The organism is Shewanella algae (assembly GCF_009183365.2).
GTDB lineage: Bacteria > Pseudomonadota > Gammaproteobacteria > Enterobacterales > Shewanellaceae > Shewanella > Shewanella algae.
Map to the genome: position 1 here is coordinate 1,641,469 of NZ_CP068230.1, position 20,633 is coordinate 1,662,101.

At 46.9% G+C, this 20,633-nt stretch carries 14 protein-coding genes; 12 read left to right on the top strand and 2 right to left on the bottom strand.

Annotated features, from left to right (window positions below):
• The first annotated feature begins 48 nt into the window (after positions 1-48).
• From E1N14_RS07365 to E1N14_RS07395, 7 genes are all read left to right on the top strand, one after another.
• A complete protein-coding gene (locus E1N14_RS07365) occupies positions 49-2,718 on the top strand; it encodes a type I restriction-modification system subunit M (protein ID WP_025011900.1) in 2,670 nt (889 codons plus the stop codon).
• Positions 2,711-3,946: a restriction endonuclease subunit S gene (locus E1N14_RS07370; protein ID WP_025011901.1), complete on the top strand. Its 1,236-nt coding sequence runs from the start codon at positions 2,711-2,713 to the stop codon at positions 3,944-3,946. Before E1N14_RS07365 ends, E1N14_RS07370 begins: the two co-directional genes overlap by 8 nt.
• Positions 3,947-4,007: 61 nt before the next feature.
• A complete protein-coding gene (locus E1N14_RS07375) occupies positions 4,008-7,994 on the top strand; it encodes a type I restriction endonuclease subunit R (protein ID WP_025011902.1) in 3,987 nt (1,328 codons plus the stop codon).
• A complete protein-coding gene (locus tag E1N14_RS07380) occupies positions 7,994-8,674 on the top strand; it encodes a M48 family metallopeptidase (RefSeq protein WP_025011903.1) in 681 nt (226 codons plus the stop codon). Before E1N14_RS07375 ends, E1N14_RS07380 begins: the two co-directional genes overlap by 1 nt.
• 21 nt (positions 8,675-8,695) lie before the next feature.
• A complete protein-coding gene (locus E1N14_RS07385) occupies positions 8,696-10,045 on the top strand; it encodes a phospholipase D-like domain-containing protein (RefSeq protein WP_062793892.1) in 1,350 nt (449 codons plus the stop codon).
• Between the two features lie 70 nt (positions 10,046-10,115).
• A complete protein-coding gene (locus E1N14_RS07390) occupies positions 10,116-11,021 on the top strand; it encodes a hypothetical protein (protein WP_025011904.1) in 906 nt (301 codons plus the stop codon).
• 340 nt (positions 11,022-11,361) lie between these two features.
• On the top strand, positions 11,362-11,610 hold the full coding sequence (locus E1N14_RS07395; RefSeq protein ID WP_025011905.1) for a helix-turn-helix domain-containing protein: 249 nt from the start codon (positions 11,362-11,364) through the stop codon (positions 11,608-11,610).
• A 314-nt stretch (positions 11,611-11,924) separates the two neighbouring features.
• Here the strand turns inward: E1N14_RS07395 and E1N14_RS07400 are convergent, their stop codons facing one another.
• On the bottom strand, positions 11,925-12,947 hold the full coding sequence (locus E1N14_RS07400) for an IS110 family RNA-guided transposase (protein ID WP_115389538.1): 1,023 nt from the start codon (positions 12,945-12,947) through the stop codon (positions 11,925-11,927).
• Between the two features lie 95 nt (positions 12,948-13,042).
• Complete coding sequence (locus E1N14_RS07405) at positions 13,043-14,074, bottom strand: IS630-like element ISSen5 family transposase (RefSeq protein WP_025012155.1); 1,032 nt, start codon at positions 14,072-14,074, stop codon at positions 13,043-13,045.
• A 688-nt stretch (positions 14,075-14,762) separates the two neighbouring features.
• Here E1N14_RS07405 and E1N14_RS07410 point away from each other — a divergent pair.
• The 5 genes from E1N14_RS07410 (at position 14,763) to E1N14_RS07430 (ending at position 20,620) form a co-directional block, all read left to right on the top strand.
• Positions 14,763-15,281, top strand: a complete 519-nt coding sequence (locus E1N14_RS07410; RefSeq protein ID WP_039035438.1) for an Hcp family type VI secretion system effector — start codon at positions 14,763-14,765, stop codon at positions 15,279-15,281.
• A gap of 156 nt (positions 15,282-15,437) precedes the next feature.
• Positions 15,438-17,498, top strand: coding sequence for a type VI secretion system tip protein TssI/VgrG (tssI, locus tag E1N14_RS07415; RefSeq protein ID WP_062793955.1), 2,061 nt, complete (start codon positions 15,438-15,440; stop codon positions 17,496-17,498).
• A gap of 12 nt (positions 17,499-17,510) precedes the next feature.
• Entirely contained in the window at positions 17,511-18,881 is a 1,371-nt protein-coding gene (locus tag E1N14_RS07420; RefSeq protein ID WP_025012030.1) for a Tle-like phospholipase domain-containing protein, read from the top strand.
• Positions 18,882-18,969: 88 nt separating this feature from the next.
• Positions 18,970-19,677: an ankyrin repeat domain-containing protein gene (locus E1N14_RS07425; protein WP_025012029.1), complete on the top strand. Its 708-nt coding sequence runs from the start codon at positions 18,970-18,972 to the stop codon at positions 19,675-19,677.
• A gap of 28 nt (positions 19,678-19,705) precedes the next feature.
• Complete coding sequence (locus E1N14_RS07430; RefSeq protein ID WP_152134885.1) at positions 19,706-20,620, top strand: DUF4123 domain-containing protein; 915 nt, start codon at positions 19,706-19,708, stop codon at positions 20,618-20,620.
• The last annotated feature ends 13 nt before the right edge of the window (positions 20,621-20,633 follow it).

Below are 20,633 nucleotides of genomic sequence, written 5' to 3' on the forward strand. Positions count from 1 at the left end.
AATAAAACTGATTACTAAGATAGATCTTCAATAACTTTTGGAAATGAAATGCAAAAACTGACGCTTAACAAACTGTCCCGTAAGCTTTTTGAAGCTTGTGACATTCTGCGGGGCAAGATGGATGCTTCTGAATACAAAGAATACATTTTCGGGATTCTATTCCTTAAACGTATGTCTGACCAGTTTCATAAAGACTATGAAACCAAAGTAAAAGAGTTAAAAAAAGCAGGCCATAGTGACGCAGCTATCCAAACCGTAGTTGGTAAAGCGTCTCAGTTTAGTTTTTTCGTACCAGAGAAAGCGCGTTGGGAAAAACTGCGTCATTTAAAAACAAACGTCGGCTCAGGGTTAAACAAAGCACTGGAAGCATTGGAAGAGAGCAATACCAAGAAAGGCTTGGAAGGCGTACTCAAGCACATTAACTTCAACCGTAAGGTGGGTAAAAAGCCTATCCCTGATGAGCGTCTGGTTGAGTTTATTCAGCACTTTGACAGCATCCCTCTCTCAAATGACGATTTTGAGTTCCCCGATCTATTGGGCGCAGCCTACGAATACCTGATCAAATACTTCGCCGACAGTGCAGGTAAAAAAGGCGGTGAGTTCTACACCCCTGCTGAAGTGGTGCGCTTGCTGGTGGAAATTCTTGAGCCTGCCGAAGGCATGGAAATCTACGATCCCACCTGTGGTTCCGGCGGTATGCTGATCCAAAGTCGCAACTACGTGCAGGAAACGGGCGGCAACGTTAAGAAAATTCACCTGTTCGGGCAAGAAGACAATGGCGGAACCTGGTCTATCTGTAAGATGAACATGATCTTGCACGGAACAGGCGGCGCAGACATTGAAAATGGTGACACACTAGCCACACCACTGCACCGAACCAAAGATGGTGAAGTGCGTCCTTTCGATCGCGTAATTGCCAACCCTCCGTTTTCACAAAACTATAAGAAAGCGGATATGCAGCTCAAAGAACGCTTCAACACCTTTATGCCAGAATCTGGTAAAAAAGCGGACTTGATGTTTGTGCAGCACATGGTGGCCTCGCTCAAAGCCAACGGTAAAGCTGCCGTGGTCATGCCTCATGGCGTATTGTTCCGTGGTGCAGAAGAGCGTACTTGCCGCCAAGACTTCATTGAGCGCGGCATTCTTGAAGCCGTGATTGGCCTGCCGCAAGGTTTGTTCTACGGTACGGGCATTCCAGCCTGTGTGTTGGTGCTCAACAAAGCTGGACGTGAAAGCCGTGACTCAGTGCTGTTTATTAACGCTGACCGTGAATATCGTGAAGGCAAAAACCAAAACAGCTTACGCCCTGAAGATATTGAGAAAATCACCAGCGTCTATAAAGCCATGCTGGAAGATGATAAGCATCCTGGCGTCGAAAAATATGCGCGTTTGGTTCATAAAGACGAACTGGCGCGTGAAGATTACAACCTCAATATTCGCCGCTATGTCGATAACAGCCCAGCACCTGAGCCTCAAAACGTTAAAGCACACTTAAACGGCGGTATTCCAACCAAAGAAATTGATGCGCTACAAAGCACTTGGAATGATTACCCAGGATTGAAAGAAAGCCTGTTCGTTCCACGTACTAACGACGAGTTTCAAGATTTTGCCGATGAGTTTGAAGGACTGTCATCGCTCAAACCACATATTGAAAACTTCCCAGCAGTACTGAAAAAACATGCGGATTTTCAAGCGGCGTTGGATGATTGGAAACAAGACTTTGCAGGCTTTGAAGCGTTGGGCGACAAAAAGCTTGGTGATGAAGGTGTATTTGCACTGCGCCGAGAATCTCTGAATACCATTGAAAAGCACCTAATGCCGACCAAACTGCTGAACCAATACAAGGTGCGTGGCGCATTGGCAGATTGGTTTAAAACCCTGGAAGCAGATTTTAAATCTGTTGCTGCAAGCGGTTGGAACGCTGAGCTTATTCCTGACGAAGTGCTGTTCGCCAGCCAGTGCGCGGATGTGGTAGAAGAGCTGGAGACCAAACAGGCGCGTATCAGCGAACTACAAGCCTTTGTGGATGCAGCAGATGAAGAGGACTACGAGCCGACTGATGAAAATCCTGCGCTGCCATCTGAGTATGTTAAACAGCTTAAAGACGAGCTGAAAGAACACAAAGCGACGATCAAAACCAGCTTGGCAGTGCTGAAAGCCCAAATCAAAGATGCATTCACCCAGCTGAAAAACAGTGCAGAACTCCCCAAAGGCACTAAGCAAGGGGATTTTGCAAAAGGGCTGACAGCCAAAGAACTGAACTTCGCAGTCCATGGCGAGATTCTTGCCTTAGCGGATGAACTTGGCGTTCAGTTAGATAACCTTGAGCTGATCAAAGAGCACGCGCGAAAAGGCGCAATGGCGGCTGCTGAAGCATCTGCAATTGAAATCAAGCTTGCAGCACACAAAGCGTTGGAAGATGAATTGAAGCAGCTGAAAGCAGAAATCAAGGAAACTGAAAAACGCCGAGATGAACTGCTTGAGGCTGCCCGAGCGGCAATCACACCAGAACAGGCGAGAGTGTTGATTCTGGACCGGTTCAAAACTGAGTTGGATCGCCAGTATCAAAGCTATGTGCGTGCCTTGTTGCTTGACCGTATCGCTGCAATCGAGAACCTACACCGCAAGTACCAAGTTACCGCCAAAAGCATCATTGCCAAGCGAGAGCAGGAAGCGGGCAAATTAGCTGGCTTTATGAAGGAGCTGGGTTATGAGTGATTTTGAAGAGTATGTTCTGGGTGAGCATATTGAGTCGTTATCAGGCTTTCCTTTTTCTTCGGAGATGTTTTCGATTGAGGATGGGATGCCACTAATCAGAATTCGTAACGTTACAGATAATGAAACTCCCGATGTTTTCTATCAAGGGGAGTATTCTGATCTTTATCTAGTTGAAAACGATGACGTACTCATTGGCATGGATGGAGATTTTCATATTGTTCGATGGAAAGGTGGAGAGGGAGTTCTCAATCAACGTGTGCTTAAAATATTTGAAAAGCCTAATTCTGAACTTGATATGAATTTTGTTTTTTATTGGTTGGCAGACTTTCTACCAAAACTGAATGCTGTTACAGCAGCGACAACAGTTAAGCATTTATCAGTGAAAGATATAGCAACCGCAGTTGTGAAAGCGCCAAGTAAGGAAGCTCAGACCAAGATAGGTATGATCTTACGCACCATCGACAACCAAATCGACGCCACTCAAGCCCTTATCGACAAATACACTGCTATCAAACAAGGCATGATGGCAGATTTGTTTAGCCGAGGTATCGACCCAGAAACCAAAGCCCTTCGTCCAACGTTTGAAGAAGCGCCAGAGCTTTATCATAAAACGCCTTTGGGGATGTTGCCGAAGGGGTGGAGTGTCGCAAAGTTAGCGAAATTAGCTACAAAAATTACTGATGGGGATCACCACACACCTAAGCGTAGTTCTGAAGGCCGTTATTTGTTAAGTGCACGAAATATTCATGATGGTTATCTGGACTTCTCTAAAGTGGATTATGTCCCAGAGTTTGAATACCAGCGAATGATAAAACGATGCTTCCCTGAAGCCGGCGACATCTTTATTTCTTGCTCAGGTTCAATAGGGCGAGTTTGTGAAGTTCCGGAAAACTTTAGTTGTGCCTTAGTTCGAAGCGTAGCGCTAGTAAAACTGGATAACAACTTGGTGCAGTCCAGTTACATTTGCTGGTGGCTCAGGACTGAGAAGATGCAAAAAGCCATGATAAATTCGGCATTACAGGCTGCGCAACCTAACTTGTTTCAAGGTGCTATCGAACAGTTGGACGCAGTTTTATGTGATTCTGAGGAACAATTTTTAATATCAGAAAGGCTCAATGCAATAGAGAACATGATGCTTTTGAATAAGAGAGAGCTACAAAAACTCGAAGTTCAAAAAGCAGGCCTAATGCAAGACCTCTTAACTGGCAAAGTCCCCGTACCTGCATAACAAAAAAGAAGAAAATGGCAGCAGGCTAACGCCTCGCTGCCAGTAATAAGGATATCAAACAATGTCAGAGTACCTATTGGTTGAAAAGCCGCTGCTAAACCAGCTTAAAAGCATGGGCTGGGATGTGACGGATTTAGGGCAAGGTGTGCCTACCGACCCAACCACCAGCTTTCGCAGCTCTTTTCGTGAAGTCATCTTAAAAGACATTTTTAAAGCCGCAGTACATCGCATCAATACCACGGATGACGGTAAGCCCTGGCTGACGGATAGCCAACTCGATGTCTTGCTGGATGACGTCACCGACTTTGGTACTCACAAATTACTGGCAGCCAATGAAGAGTTTATTGGCCGTCTGCATAAGTGGCAGATCGACCGTAACGAACTGACCGGCGAAGAAGATCCGGTTGTTAAGCTGATTGATTTTGATAACTGGGAAAACAACACTTTCACCGCCATCAATCAGTTCCGTGTTGATACGCCAGGGTTGGGGAAAGAGCACATTCGCCCAGACATTGCATTGTTCGTCAACGGCCTGCCGTTGGTGGTGATTGAGTGTAAAGAGCAGTCACAGCATTGCTGTAACCCAATGGCAGCAGGTATTGACCAATTGCGCCGCTATGCAGACTTGCGCGAGCCTGAACACAGTAAACTGCGCGAAGGTGAACCGGCTCTGTTCTTTACCAACCAGTTGATGATCAGCACCTACGGTGATGATTGCAAAGTGGGTACCATCACCTCAAATGAAGATTACTACTTCAACTGGAAAACCATCCACCCCGATACCGAGCCTTATATTGCACCAGAAATTGGCACCCATCGCAGCCAGGAAAAGCTCGTTCAGGGCATGCTCCACCCACAAAGACTGCTTGATATCACCTGTTGTTTTACCCTGTTTATGGATACCGACAACGGCCCTCGTATAAAGGTGATTTGCCGTTACCAACAATTTCGCGCGGTGCAGAAAATCATTGAGCGGATGGAGCAGGGCGAAACGGGCATTCAACGTTCAGGCGTGGTTTGGCATACTCAGGGAAGCGGAAAAAGCCTGACTATGGTGTTCTTGGTGCGCAAGCTTCGTCGCCATCCTGAGCTGAAAAGTTACAAGGTATTGATGGTTAACGACCGGAGTGACCTTGAAGAGCAACTGACCAATACCGCTGCGTTAATTGGTGATACGGTCATTGAGATCAAGAGCACCAAGGATGCAAAAGAGAAGCTGGCGAACGACACTTCGAACACTAACATGGTGATGGTGCATAAGTTCCGCGAGCAAGACAGCAGTTTCCTGCCTGAATCCGTTCGTAAGCTGTTATCTAAGCATCTTGCAGAAGCAAAAGAAGCAGGTGACGTTGAACGTATTGAAGAGCTGGAAGCTGACTTTGATGCTGAGATTGTCATGCATCGACCTTTCGGCGTGATCAACGCCGGTGAAAAAGTGCTGATCTTGGTGGATGAGGCGCACCGCACCCAGCGAGGCGGAAAAGACCGCCCAAGCCTTTCAGATAATTTGTTTGATGCTTTCCCCAAATCAACCCGAGTGGCGTTTACGGGAACGCCGCTTATTGCGGACCATCACACTTATCCAACCTGGAAGCGCTTTGGCGTCAGCCAAGAAAAAGCCTATATCGACAAATACAAACTTCAGGATGCCGTCGATGATGGTGCCACGTTAAAAATCCTCTACGAAGGTAAAACCGCTGACAGTGCGATTTACGATAAAGCGGGGTTTGATACCAAGTTTGAAGATCTCTTTGCGGACAGAACAGAAGAAGAGTTAAGAGAGATCCGTAAGAAGTACGGTGCGGAAGGGGATATTCTTGAAGCAGAGAAGCGCATTGAGGAAATTGCTGAGGACTTAGTAAAACACTACATACGGCAGATTTTGCCAGCAGGCTTTAAAGCTCAGGTGGTGTGCTCTTCCAAGCAAGCAGCTGTTCATTACCAAACCTACATTGAAAAAGCGCTGGCGAAAGAAATCGAGCGATACAAAAAACAGCCAGAGCAATGTATCGACAAAGCCTGGCTTGAACGCCTTGAGTTTTTGAAAACGGCGGTCGTGATCTCCAGTGATGATAACAATGAAGCTGCGTCTTTCACCTACGCCAGAAAGCAGGCCAAAGAGCTAAAAGCCGTTGAGAGCTTCAAGAAGAAGTTTGATCACAGCAAGCCAAATACTGGCGTCGCTTTCTTGATTGTTTGCGACATGCTGTTAACGGGCTTCGATGCGCCAATTGAACAGGTAATGTATCTCGATAAGAAATTGCGAGAACATAATTTGCTGCAAACTATTGCCCGTGTGAACCGCACTGCGAAAGAAAAGCAGCGTGGGTATATCGTCGATTACATTGGTCTGGCTCATCACCTAAGAGATGCGCTGTCTATGTACTCTCAGGATGATCAAGACGACATTCTGAAAGGCTTGCAAAACATTGATAGCGAAGTACCGGTTTTGGAAAGTCGATATCGCCGATTGCTTCAGCTGTTTACTGACCTCAAGGTTTACAACATTGAAGCGTTTGTGAACCAGAAGCTCAATGTCGATGAACACTATCAAGTTCAGCTTCAAGCGATTGCAGTTTTAGAAGACCCTCGCCAGCGTGACAGTTTCAACGTGTTCTTGAAGAAGTTTCTTCAAAGCATGGACATCATCATGCCCAACTCCTTGGCGGACCCCTACAAAACGCCTATGTACCAGTTTGTGCATATTCAAGCGAAAGCACGTCAGCGTTACCAAGATGACAGTATGAGCTTCCAAGGCGTGGGTGCAAAAATTCGCCACCTTGTAAACGAGCATCTGATCAGCCTGGGTATAAACCCTAAAATCAAACCGATTGATCTGTTCAGTGATGCGTTTATGGCACATATGGGTAAAGAGGCGGATTTACAAGCACAAGCGAGTGAGATGGAGCACGCCATTCGTAAGCACTGCAAAGTCAATGCGGATGATGACCCAGTTTTTTACAAGAGAATGAGTGAAAAACTGGATGAGATTATCAAGAAGCATGCGGGCAACTGGGATAAATTGATTCTAGCTCAGAGCGCCTTGCGTGATGAAATCGACGCGGGACGCGGCCCTAACGCTAAAATCGCCGACCCATTCTTTGATCTGATTGTCAGCATTGCATTCCCAAATGGCGAGCCTGTTAAGCCTATGGATAAGGTCAAAGCCTGTGTCGACGCCATTATGGACGAGCTGGGTGAGAATATTGGCAGCCTAGACTTCTGGGAACGCGATGATTTGATTTCGGAGCTAGAAGGGAAAGTTGAAATGCGCTTCTTACTAAGTGGCGTACCTCAATTGAGTGAGCTAAGTGAGCAACTGACAACTGAAGTAGTGGCATTAGCGCGCAGGAGGGAGTTGTTAATTCTGTCTGAACAGGCGCTGAATGAGCGTATCGATGAAATTATCGAAATGCTTCGTGCTATTGCCCCTGAAGCGTTACAAAAACAAATCAGCAAGCAACCAGACCTCTCATTGTTGAAATATGACTTGGATGGTGTTGATTTATTCCTGGCCCAAGAGCTGGAGCAATATGAGAGCTTCTACGAACTAGCGTTGATTAAGGTAGCAACCGATATTCACTATGTTGAAGACGCAGAACACCATTCATCGCTGCCGTATGAAGTCAGGAAGCAGTTTTTACTTAATGCTGAAGATGTTCGAGAAGCTCTTGCCGATATAATTCTATCAATTCAATCAGAGCTAACTTTTCCTGATTTTGAACATAAGCCTATAGTTGCCTTAAAAGAGACAGCAAAAGGCAGTTTGTTTATAACTGTTGTCGTGGGGGTAATGACCAATTTTATCTACGATGTCATTAAAACGACTGCCTTGAAGGGACGACAACCGATAAAAGACATAGTTTCAAAAGGTGGTCGAGTTAAAAGTGAGTTACCTGCATTGGTTGAACGAAATCGAGCAGAGCGCGGGCTTAATGAATCAAATTATCGGATTTCTTATACCGAAGAAAGAAACTTAGTTGATGATGCACTAAAACAACTGCGTGACCGCAATTTACCCAACCCAGATAAGAATAAACATCACTAATGCGATACAAAGATATCAAATACAGCTTGAAACAAAGCAAGCGAAAGACCACCAGCATTCTTATCGAACGGGATGGGAATGTCACTGTGCTTGCGCCTGAAAGTTACGATATTGAAAAAGTAGAGAGCATCATTGAGGAAAAACGCAGTTGGATTTATCGTAACCTTGCAGAGTGGGAAGATCTTAACCGCACTAAAGTCGAACGTGAGTTCGTGAGCGGTGAGGGCTTTCCCTACCTGGGCTGCAATTATCGCTTAAAGCTGGTGGACGAGCAGAAAGAAGACTTGATCCTGAAAAATGGTTACTTCCTCATGCGCCGTGATAAAGCGGAATACGGTAGCGAGCTATTCAAACACTTCTATCGCACTAAGGGGTTATCTCGTATTAGTAAACGGGTAGAGCATTTCGCCCCAAAGCTAGGAGTGAATTATCGTGCAATCCGCGTAATGGAGCTTCAGCACCACTGGGCCTCCTGCTCACCAAAGGGCGACTTGAATTTTCACTGGCGCTGTCTAATGGCACCGCTTTCGGTACTTGATTATATTGTTGTTCATGAACTTGCTCATAGAGTGTATCGGAACCATGATGCTGCGTTTTGGAATCTGGTAGATAAAATAATGCCTGACTACCAGAAACAGGTTTCTTGGCTGAAGCTTAATGGAGCTGGATTGGATCTCTAGCCAACTGGGATGGTGGTATTCATGAAGTTAATTGCCAATGGTTTAAACAAGAATTTTTTTAGGTCATTACTGCCTCCTTCAGGAGCAGAGCTCGATGGTGTAGTTGCTGCAATTGCCTATGGTGATGACAGGACTGAACTGTTGGAGCATTGTGTGAGTAATAAGTTTCGATTAGACATTTGGATGCGTTACGACCATAAAGTACCGGTTTCTCCAGTTTTCTTGTCTAAGTTGTTGAAAAATTTAATGAATAATGTTTTTTGTAAACTGGTGCCAGATAGGTTGCATAGTAAAGTAATCTGGTGGAAAGGCCATGGGGCCTATATAGGGTCAGCAAATCTCACCGACAGAGCATGGAATAGTAACATTGAAGCTGGAGTATTTTTTACCGAAGCAGACCTAATTGGAAGCGGAATGTATGAGCAGCTTATAGAGTTTTTCGATAATTTGGAGGCTTTGGATGCTTGTGTTGATTTAACTGAAGAGATCGTAAAGGAGCAGAGTCTTCTCTTCGAAATTAAAACGCGGAAGATGGCTGAAGAGAGAAAACTGGAGAGAAAACGAAAAGTACCTGTTTGGGAGGGGGTAAGCTTTGTTGATGATAAAAGTGTCAAAGACAGGAGAAAAGATAATTTTAAAAAAGAATGGGATTTCGCCCTGTCTTCAATTAGAAATATAGCTTCACAAATCAATGATTTTAGACCTGTTTGGATAGAGTCAAGTACCCCTGAATTTTGGCAGGTAGATCAATTTTTGCACGCCTACTATTACAATCAGGTAAGGCAAAGTAATAACACGTACCCTTACGAAGAATACTATCAAAAAAATCATAAAGATCCTCAATCTGCACTCATGTCAATGTTGGGTTGGTGGAAAAGGCTACCGGAACCGCCTTCTGAAGAAGACCACACCTTGCTGGTTCGAGCCCCTCTTATTAAACGATGTTTACAGCGTGATACGATTCGAACACTTGAAAGAGATGATTTACAAGGGCTCGTAAGTTCGACTCATGCGACAATGGACCACTTGATTAAAATGAGTACGGCAACACTTGGTAAACCAGGGAAAAAATCATTATCACGAGATGAGCGACTGCCATTGTTTACGGATTTGTTGTTTAATAGTCGTAATAATAAAGGGCAATCAATTTTTGAACTTTTAGACTTTGTCCTCTACGGAGGCAAATCAGAAGATATATGGGAGCGAATATATCTTGCTGGGAAAAATGATGACTATAAATTTAATCATTATGGGATTAATTCTATTGCAGAAGTAGTTGGTTGGGCTAAACCAGAAATCACACCACCTAGGAATGGACGGACAAATAAATCTTTAAGGGCGTTGGGATATTCGGTTCGTGTAAATATATAACTCCATTTTTTAGCAAAGAATTAAGATGATATCAGTATATATCTTGGTTTGATTCATCAAGGGAATGATAATGATATTTAGTGAAACTTTAGCGTTTTTTCAATTAGCGAAACTGCCATTCGATTGGATCAAAAAGCAGCTTGCAACTGATCCTGAGACGCCCTCCAGCCGCTTTATTGCTTTGTTCAACGCCCACGGCGTAAAACCAAGTCAAATCCCCGATTTCTTCGGCCATGGCCTCAGCATAGCCGATTGCCAATCTCCTGAATCACTCACTAAGGTACTTACCAGTGGTCATATTGAAAAGGCCGCCACGCTATTTGGGGTTAACAAAGACTGGTTGGACTGTGCCAGTGAGCAGGTATACGAGCCTCAAAATTTCTACAAGAACCCCCAAGGTTTTGAAGACTATTTTGATAGCCTAAGTGCAAATAGAAGCATGCCAGTTAGGGCAACACTATATCTTCCCACCCACAACAAGCCATTCTATCCCGATCACTCAGGACTATTGATGATCTCTGTACCTATTGGAGAGGTCAACCAACGCAAGATTTACCGTTTCGAGCTGGTGTGTTACGAGAGCGCATTCTACTGGCGAACTCGGGGTTATCTCGCGGTGAACTTGGCCTACATGCTTCGAAAATATTCGGTCATTTTTGGCTGCTACGTTAAACCCAAATTACTTGAGCCAATAGCACAAGGTCTGCGTCTGCCTGTTTACGAATACGCTTATCAGGATGCTACTACGGTTAAAGTTCAGGGCCGCTGCTCAATCGAAGAACTCGTTAGTTGTCCGGCAACATTCTTGAAAGATGTTGATCCAGAGCGTGATAGCTTTGGCCACCGTGCCGCGTTGGACCTGTGGCTAAGCATGGCTGACAAGATGACCATAAGGGACAAGACCCACCACACTAGTGTCGTAGCTAGCTTTGATAATGCCAGAACAGAACGGCTAGCTGAAAAGAAGGGGCTTTAGCCCCTTTTTAACTTAATCCCACTCGCAGCCACAATCTCGACAACACCAACCTCCATCGTACGGAATGATGTCATCTGAGGAACCACAATTCGGACACTTTAGAACCATTGCGGAGAGGCTTTTTACGATACTTATAACTTTCATCATGAATTTCCTTGTGTAGTAAAAAACAATATTGACAGCGGGCTGGAATAAGAAAGCTCTCCTGGTTCTGCCAATGCCCATTTGCTTGTGGACGCTTAGTTCAAGTCAGTTCGCTAACACTCATAAGCCCTGGACGTTGAGTATATGTCGTCTCGAAAATCGAGACAAGCTATTTTGCCGATATAGTCTCCAAACTATGCAAAAGCAACTTTACTCAACTATTAATCAAGACTTTGTCGCTTGGCTAAAAAAAGCTAGAGAAGACAAGGGACTATCCCTCAGGGATGTGGGCCAAATTATCGGGCGACATCATTCGATTATCGGCAATGTGGAGAGTCTCTCTCGGCGTATGGATGTTGCAGAATTTATTGTCTACTGTGAAGCGTTAGGGGTGGACCCTTCGGATTGTATTGAATATCTGAAATCTCAGCGGGCAAAAAAGTAACTAAGGAAATGTTGTTAATCGTACAGCCTGCTCATCCAAGTATTCACCAAAGCTAATGCGGAAGCGTCACTCTTAGTGGTATATAAAATTCTAAATAGCTTATATGGACACCTCTCCGATGCAAGCACCGGCAGGTCTCTTTCTGACAAAGTAGCCACACACATATATCCGGCTTCGTGAGCCCTGATGAACATCCGTACTCTCTGTCCTCATTAGTGCCATGGCTTTTAGCAGCCCAGCTATTTGTCAGGTTCACAGAGAGTCGGTTCTACCTGTCAGCACATCAACTCTTTGGACTTATTAAAATCAGTTAGTTACTTAACGATATACTCTGTTTTTTGGTTTATTAGCGCCCACGCTATTCGGGCATTTTTGTTAGCCAGCGCCACTACAGCTTTGTTTACGCCACTTCGGGCAATAATACCTTTCAGCCACCGCTGGAGACCTCCACATCGTTCTTCCGGAAGGTTGATGACCCGGTAAACCACTGAGCGGGCGCCATGAATAAGCAGTCCTCGCAGATAACCATCTCCGCGTTTTGTTATCCCGAGTAGTCTGACTTTACCACCACTGCTGTGCTCCTTCGGAACCAGCCCCAGATAGCTGGCAAAATGCCGGCCATTCTGAAAATCAGCGCTGTCGCCCAGAGCTACCGTCAAGGCTGAAGCCCCTAATGGCCCGATACCAGGTATGCTTTTCAGTCTGAGGGTATCCTCATTTTGCTGGCTGATAAGCGCAAGGCGCAGATCCAGAGTTTTAATCCGCTGCTGATTGTCCTGAAGTTCCTGCAACATCTCATGGAACAGCTCCCGGCTGAGCGTGGTGAGCTCATTTTCTGCATCCTCCAGGTGCTCAGGCAGGTGGGCCATAATTTTATGAGCCCCTTCCGGTATGGCGATACCGTATTCCAGGCCTAGCCCCCGTATCTGGTTAATCAGCGCGGTTTTGTTTTTCATCAGCCGCTGGCGAACCCGGTGCAGACACTGAATATCCTGCTGTTCAATAGACTTCTCCGGCACATAGCGCATACCCGGGCGACTGTCAGCTTCGACAATTGCAGCTGCATCATTTTTGTCATTTTTACTGCCCATTCTGAAGGGGGCAACATACTGTGGACTGATTTGTTTAACTTCATGTCCGTATTGCCTGAACTGGCGTGACCAGTAATTTGCACTGCCGCACGCTTCCATCACAATACGGGACGGAGGCTGCTGAACAATAAACGCCGTCAATTTTTCACGGGTGATCATTTTATTCGCTTTCTTCTCACCCTGCGCAGATACGATATTCACCTGAAAAACTCGCTTTGCCAGATCAATTCCGATAATTTGTTCCATGGGACACCTCTTCATATTGCTGTTGGTTTGCACTTACAGCATGGCTCACTGAAGTCTTTGTGGGGAGGTGTCCATTTCATTAGATCCGAATACTGCTACATTTTCGCGATGCCGTGTCCGTTGCCGGGAAAAGGCGAAACGGTTTCCATAAAATGCCATACCTTGCCAAGAAGTTCCCGCATGCTCCTGCAACTATGATTGCGTGTTACCGTTTCATGTAGTGCCAACCATAAACGCTCTATCTTGTTGACCCAAGGTGAGTATACCGGTTGAAACAACAACCTGAACTTAGGGTTGCTCTTGAGCCAAGCCAGGGTTTTACGGCTCTTGTGAATGATGTAATTATCCAGAATTAGCGTGATAGTTTTGGCTTTGCGGTAATGTCGTTTGAGCTTTTCCAGCACCGCAATAAACAGCTCCGATGCCTTGCTGGCGCTGCTCACATAAAGCACTTTTCCAGTCTTGGTATGCAGCGTTCCAGCCAAGTAGTGCTTGCGGTTGTTACCTGGGGTGACAACACGTTTTTGCTGCCCTTTGGGCATCCAGTCCGCCCCGATTTTGGGGTTAAGGTCGATGTCTACTTCATCTTCATAGAATACCGGGTGCTCAGCACTGCACTGTTCAAGAGCCTGATTTATAGCGGCCATTTTCTCAGCTTTGTATGGGTCTTTAATGCGCAACGTCGGGGCTGAGCGGCGCCAGACTATGCCTGCTTCGGGTAACAGGCGGCGAATGGTTGATGCAGCGACGCATAGCTTAAGCTGTGCATTAATCACCTTGGCAAGCAGTTCGCTGCTCCAGCGGCTACGCTGGTAACCAAAGTCTTCCGGACAAAGCTGGATAAGCAGTGACAGGCAGAGCAATATCGGGTTAATAGGCAAGACGGTTGGCCGCCCCGGCTTCTCTGATTTCAGTCCATCGATGCCACATTGGGTGTACCAGCCCAACCATCGGCCTATGCTGGAGCGGGCTGCGCCGGTGATGTGCTGAACTTGGGTAACCGGCAGCCCTTGATGCAACATCAACATCGCAATAAGACGCCTGGCAAAGTGCTTATCGTTGGTTTTTTGAATCAATTTTTGCATGCGCTTGCGCTCAGCGCGGCATAGTGGTGCTAAAATGGCCATTCTCAGTCCTTGGGCGAGTGGTGGGTTTGTTTGGCGATAGATCTGATCGCTCAAACAGGACTGAGTTCCCTTCCTGTGATCTACTATTTGGAACAGCTATTTAGAGCCAAGCACCATTTAATCGTAGTCCGAGATGTAGACCATCATCTGATGATGATCTTATTTTGGCTATGTTTCTTAATAGTTTGATTTTATTTAAATTTAATTTAAGTGCAATCACCTCTCATCTGAGTTTGGTGTTCCATTAAACATACTTTACTCTGAAGTTCCAATTGGAATGCACGACCTTGTTTGATAAATTATTTATGCTTTTCAATGTGTTGGATTTTAAATGTCAAAGTGACCTTTGGGGATGTCTTTCATATTTTTTGTTTACAGTATTTAAACAAACGTCCTAAATTACGTAGGTATTCATCTTTGCTTTGCTAAACAGGAGGCGTGTGCTTTAAAGGCGGTAGGAGAATGACTTCATCTAAGGTCGCTGCGTACTATAAATATTGAATGCTTACCGGGCAAAAAATTGCCCGCTGAGCAAAAAATTGCCCGGAACTGGGCAATAAATTGCCCAGTATAAAAAGGCATTTTATGTATTCATTATAAATCAGTATGTTACATTTTGGCATGAGAGTTGCTCTTCATCAAACAGGTTTATCCAAAACCTCTTTGAATTTTTAAAAAGGAATTTATCATGCCAACACCATGTTATATCTCTATCGAAGGCCAAACTCAGGGCAACCTCACTGCCGGCGCCTTTACTGCGGAATCTGTCGGTGACATCTTTGTGGAAGGTCATGAAGACGAGATGCTGGTTCAGGAGTTCAATCACATTGTGACTGTGCCAACCGACCCTCAGTCCGGCATGCCTTCCGGTCAGCGTGTGCACAAGCCGTTCAAGTTCACCGTCGCGCTGAACAAAGCCGTTCCTCTCATGTACAACTCGCTCTCTTCCGGTGAGAAACTGACCAAGGTTGAGCTCAAGTGGTACCGCACTTCTATCGAAGGTAAGCAAGAGCACTTCTTCACGACCAAGCTGGAAGGCGCCACCATCATTGATATCAACTGTCATATGCCTCACTGTCAGGATCCCAACAAAGCCGACTTTACTCAGTTGGTTGAAGTGTCCATGGCCTATCGCAAGATAGACTGGGATCACGTCAGCGCCGGTACCTCTGGTGCCGACGATTGGCGTAAGCCCATCGAAGCATAATTCAGTCAACGACTGATTTGCTTGAATGTATGCGGGCGTTTGCCCGCATACATTCTGCTATCTGATACAAGGTTTTTCCAAGTAGCGTCTCAATGGCAATAAAAGAGTGATTCTAGCGGATTAGAGTCAGGACGAACTCGAACAAGGATACCGGCTATGTTTTATCTTGGCAGTGGTTTGCGGTTTCATTTCAAGGCAGAAGCGGAGGCGGACGATAGTTTCAACCTGCTGTCGTTTGATTTTGATGAGCAGTTGTCCTCGCCCTTCAAGGGAGAGTTGATATTACTGAGCCGCAGGGATGATATTACTGCCGAGCAGATAGTCGATAAGAATGGCGTCTTGAGTATTTGGCAGGACGGTGTTCGAGTCAGGAGTTTTCACGGCATAGTCAGTCGCTTTGCCAAGGAAGACTCAGGCCATAAACAGACCCAATACAAGCTGACCATGGAACCTGCCATGGCGCGGCTGCGGCTGAGACAAAACAGCCGTATCTTTCAGGAAAAGTCCCTCAAACAGATTTTCAGCACCCTGCTTGATGAAATGGGTATCAGTGATTATGCCTTCAGTTGGGATGCACGCTACGAGTCGGAAAAGCGCGAATACTGTGTTCAGTATCGGGAGTCGGACTTTGACTTTATCACCCGTCTTGCGGCTGAGGCTGGGGTGTTCTGGTATTTCGAATTCAGTGACGACAAACATACGCTGATTTTCTGTGATGCCACCAGCAAGCTGCCAGCGGCCAAACAACTATTCCCCTATAACGCCTTGAGCGGCGGCGACAGCGAAGTGCCTTTTGTCTGCAGCTTCAGTTACGCCAAGCAACTGGCGAGTGCCAAGGCCGAACTCAAGGATTACAGTTTCAAAAAGCCCGCTTATAGCTTTTTACAAACAGAAACCGCCAAGCGGTTGGCATTCCATCAAGCGGCCGCAGGGGATAAATACGAGCATTTTGATTACCCCGGACGCTACAAGGATGATGCTCAGGGGGGATTATTTACACCGGCCAGATTGCAAGCCTTGCGCAACGACACTGAAACGGCCGTAGGACAATCAAGTATTGTGACGGCCAGTGCCGGAGTGAAAATGAACCTTGCCGAGCATCCGGATACTGCGTTCAACCGTGATTGGCTGCTGGTGGCTGTGAAACATCATGGCGTACAGGGCGCTGCGGCAGAGGAAACCAACAACACTACCCCGACCCAATATCAAAACGGTTTTCATGCGATAGAGGGTAACCTTCCCTGGTTGGCTATGCCCAAGACCAAGCCATTGGTCACGGGTCCTCATATGGCTACCGTGGTAGGGCCTAAAAATGAAGAAATCTTCTGTGATAAATATGGCCGGGTTAAAGTGCAGTTTCCTTGGGATAGATATGGCCAGGCAGATGAGCACAGCAGCTGTTGGGTTCGTGTTAGCCAGGGGTGGGCCGGTGGCCAGTATGGCTTTATGGCCATCCCGCGGATTGGTCATGAAGTGATAGTCTCTTTTCTGGAAGGCGATCCGGATCAACCTATCATTACCGGCCGCACTTATCATGCTGCCAATCCAACCCCGTACCTGCTGCCTAACCACAAGACCCGAACACTGTTCAAAACTCAAACCCATAAAGGGGAAGGTTTTAATGAACTGAGGTTTGAGGATGAGGCCAGCCGGGAGCAGATCTATCTCCATGCCCAAAAAGACATGGATAGCGTCATCAATAACATCAAGCGAACTGAAATCGGCTTGGATGAGCATATCACCATAGGTCAGGATCAGTTCCAACTGGTGAAAAACAACCGCCATACCCAGGTTGCGCAGGACGATATTGCTAAGACAGACAGAGATCATCAGTTGTTGGTCGGGCGGAACTTCATTCACAAGATAATCGGTGCGATGAAGCGCTATATAGGGGGAGGGCTTATCACTCGCATTGATGGGGGTAACCAAACCAATATCGCCGCTTCTGATGAACGGATTATTGGTGCAGATTTGCTGATTAAGGTTGGCAATGCCAGTTCTCAGAAAGCAAAAACCATTGTGCTGGATGCCGGTCAGGAACTGACCATCAAGGGACCGGGTGGCTTTATCAAGTTGGACTCAGGTGGCGTCACTATTTCCGGAAATAAAGTCAAAATCAATGAAGGTGGATCGCCTGGCACCGCAACTGAGCCCAAATCTGTCGATCCGGAAGCGCCCGCTGAGCCAACCAAGCCCGATCTGGCTGACAGGCGTTAAGGGAGAAACCGTATGCCAAAAGCAGCCCGAATTGGCGATAGCTGTGCAGGACATGGATGCTTTCCCGCTACACCGATAACGGCTGGAAGCGGTGATGTCAGCATCAATGGTATCCCTGCGGCCAGAAAGGGAGATTCGGTCCTGTTTCACGCCTGCCCATGTCCCAAAATGCCACATGGCATTCATGGTCGTAGTATCTCTGCCGGCTCTGCGAATGTGTCCATCAATGGTAAAGCGGCTGCCAGGTACGGTGATGCTGTCGGGTGTGGAGGTTCGGTAGCCGCAGGCTCCGGGGACGTCTTAATTGGTGATACGCCATACCAGTCGACAGAGCATCCCTGTGGTGAGGCTGCGGCAAAAGACAATGCACCCTTCATTAAGTTGCTGCCTTTAGCCGCATTGCCTGTGATGCAATGGGCTGATGCCGGCGAGATGGTGTCTTTTCTGAATGACCCGGTCAACAGTGTTGCTGAGCGCAAGGCGCGATATGAAGCCCGTAAAGCATTGAGCCAAAGTCATGCGGGCTCGGCATCGGCGGCCCAAAAGGCTGCGTCGGAAAGATTGGCTTTCAACAACGACAATATACTGCGAGCAGAAGCTGCCCAGTATGTGTATCGTGTCGATGAATTCAAGCGGGGACACATCAGCGAACTACCTGAGCCGCCTTTGGGGCTGGAAGCTGTGGATACCAGCAAAATTCCGGGATTGAAGGATGCCGTATTCTCGGACAAAGAGACCGGTTTCGGCGCCGGGCTATTCAAATCAGCCATCAACGACGAAACCATGTTGACGTTCAGGGGAACCAATAACGGCGTGACTGGTGGTAAAGATTGGCCAACCAACCTGAAACAGGGCTCCGGAGGGGAGACTAAACAATATAATCAGGCCATGTATCTGGCCGATATGGTGGATGACTCACTGGATGATTTTACGATTGTTGGCCATTCACTGGGCGGCGGTTTAGCAGCCAGCGCGGTTGGCGTGACAGGTCGAAACGGGTATACCTTTAACGCAGCCGGGTTGCATCCCAAAACCATGGAGCGAAGAGGTGGTCTGCCTATTGCTGAAATCGATAAGCTTATCCAAACCCAGGCGGTCAATGGCGAAGTATTGACCGGGGTACAGAAGTGGCGTGGAGTGTTATTGCCTGGGCTTCTGGGGGGAATTGGGAGCCTGTTTGGTCCAGTCGGTACAGGTCTTGGACTGTTGGCCAGCGGTATATTGATGGCTCGGGATACGCTTCCAAGCGCGCCGGGAGAAATGCATAAACTGGAGAGTATTGCTGGTGGTAACCCTGTGGCAAGGCATGGAATGGACCAGGTTATTGCCGGTATTGAAGCTCAAAAACGTGAAGATATTACAACCTTGACTCAAGCAGCCTGAAGAGGATTGCCAGATGAAAAGATGTGTTACCTGGTTAGGCGTGGTTTTAACCTGTGTACTGAGTGCCTGTGGTGTAGGAGGAAAACAGATGGATGCTGAGCAGTTTTTTAAGCCGGAAATGGTGACGGTACTTCAGCATATTCAGCAAGGCCATGAAAAAGAGGCCAGAGCGGCGTTAACTGATGGACAAGACCTCAATATTCATGGTGACGAGGATATTACCCCTCTGCTATGGCTTATTTTACAGCAGGATAAAGCGGCGGTGGCTTTGGCACTCAAACTTGGGGCCGACGCTAACTTTAAGCGAGCGAATGGTGACAATGCGATTACGGCTGTAGCCGGGAATGAGGATACTGATTGGCTGAAAATGTTACTTGAGGCCGGTGGGGATCCCAACAGTGTGGATCGTAATAAAGAGCCCGCCTTGTTTCAGGCCGTAGGAGAAGGCAATAAGGAGGCTGTTGAGATCCTGCTGGATCACGATGCAGATGTGAATGCTGTCGATGGGCCTGGAAGTAACGCCTTGCAATACGCTGCTGCCATCAACGACTTTGAAATGGTGTACTTCCTGTTGCAGCATGGAGCCGACTTTACCCACCGTAACGATACCGGTGCGGATTTAGCCTGGAATATACATAAAAAGCTGTCCCGTGGGCTGGTATCGTCATCTTCGGACAACTACGAGTGGTTGATGAAATCCAAACAGTTTATTGAAGAGAAGGGGGTTAGCTTTCCACCGCTTTCACCGAAAGAAGTTCGGGCAATATGGGCTAAGGAAGGCAAACCAGGTTACTGATCGCTGTTGGAACCAAGGATGTTGTTGAATGTCAGGGAATGCACAACCCATGCTTATGCACCAGATCATCAGTGGCAGGCAAAGTCATTATTGCTATGCCTTGATAGAGCCATTTGATATCGCCGGGTTTGACGAGCAATGGTCAGTTCTCAGTACTGCCCCGGGAGCACAGTGGCGCAGCCTTCCCATTGCATCGCTGGCCTCGGCACCGGGGTTGCAGCCTTTGTTGTTACGGCTCAGTGATGGTAGCCCCTGCGAGACCCTGATGCTTTGGTTGCTGCAACAACCAGGGGCAGATCAGCGGTGCATCTTGTTCACCACCTGGTTTGATTGGCAGCAAGTCATCGCTTTTTGGTTGCAGCGAACTGAGGCTCTTTATCCTCAGGGCATAGTCGCTCCATTTAACAGTTTTTCGGCTCCCATACTGTCATTGCTGTGGCAAACTCTGGGCGATGAACAGCAACAGAGTTTTGTCGCTGGTTTGGAAGGCCTCTATTTGCCTGAAGGCGCAGCTTGGAGACTGTTGGCAATCGGAAACCAAGTGGCTGAACCCGCTTTTGAGCAAATACAACTCAGTGAACAACAATATGAGCTTTTGACGCGCGAGAGTCGGCGTGAACTGCAAAGTCAGCAACTGTTTTTAAGGCTACAGCCTTATCACAGGAGAGAATTTTCGCCGGCGGATGTCAGAGCCGTCTATTTCGATACCTTGCAACGGGTACAACAGCAGTTTGCTGATGCAGATGCCAGGAGTTGTGAAATCATGGCACAGCGCAGGTTCGTCTGGGGGAAAGATTACTTTATCCATCCTGTGTTTTTGGCCTTGTGTACGGATGGTGATTATCAAAAGGCGCTGAGACGTTTTCAGCAAAAAGTATGCAATGATGCGGCGCTCGGTCGCGATATGGATTTTCATGATTGGTTGCCTCCATTGGAGCAATAGCCAGAGGACAGGG

Excerpts from the sequence above, each read along its gene's own strand:
- E1N14_RS07365 (WP_025011900.1), top strand. The coding sequence starts at position 49 with ATGCAAAAACTGACGCTTAACAAACTGTCCCGTAAGCTTTTTGAAGCT.
- E1N14_RS07370 (WP_025011901.1), top strand. The coding sequence starts at position 2,711 with ATGAGTGATTTTGAAGAGTATGTTCTGGGTGAGCATATTGAGTCGTTA.
- E1N14_RS07375 (WP_025011902.1), top strand. The coding sequence starts at position 4,008 with ATGTCAGAGTACCTATTGGTTGAAAAGCCGCTGCTAAACCAGCTTAAA.
- E1N14_RS07380 (WP_025011903.1), top strand. The coding sequence starts at position 7,994 with ATGCGATACAAAGATATCAAATACAGCTTGAAACAAAGCAAGCGAAAG.
- E1N14_RS07385 (WP_062793892.1), top strand. The coding sequence starts at position 8,696 with ATGAAGTTAATTGCCAATGGTTTAAACAAGAATTTTTTTAGGTCATTA.
- E1N14_RS07390 (WP_025011904.1), top strand. The coding sequence starts at position 10,116 with ATGATATTTAGTGAAACTTTAGCGTTTTTTCAATTAGCGAAACTGCCA.
- E1N14_RS07395 (WP_025011905.1), top strand. The coding sequence starts at position 11,362 with ATGCAAAAGCAACTTTACTCAACTATTAATCAAGACTTTGTCGCTTGG.
- E1N14_RS07400 (WP_115389538.1), bottom strand. The coding sequence starts at position 12,947 with ATGGAACAAATTATCGGAATTGATCTGGCAAAGCGAGTTTTTCAGGTG.
- E1N14_RS07405 (WP_025012155.1), bottom strand. The coding sequence starts at position 14,074 with ATGGCCATTTTAGCACCACTATGCCGCGCTGAGCGCAAGCGCATGCAA.
- E1N14_RS07410 (WP_039035438.1), top strand. The coding sequence starts at position 14,763 with ATGCCAACACCATGTTATATCTCTATCGAAGGCCAAACTCAGGGCAAC.
- tssI (WP_062793955.1), top strand. The coding sequence starts at position 15,438 with ATGTTTTATCTTGGCAGTGGTTTGCGGTTTCATTTCAAGGCAGAAGCG.
- E1N14_RS07420 (WP_025012030.1), top strand. The coding sequence starts at position 17,511 with ATGCCAAAAGCAGCCCGAATTGGCGATAGCTGTGCAGGACATGGATGC.
- E1N14_RS07425 (WP_025012029.1), top strand. The coding sequence starts at position 18,970 with ATGGATGCTGAGCAGTTTTTTAAGCCGGAAATGGTGACGGTACTTCAG.
- E1N14_RS07430 (WP_152134885.1), top strand. The coding sequence starts at position 19,706 with ATGTCAGGGAATGCACAACCCATGCTTATGCACCAGATCATCAGTGGC.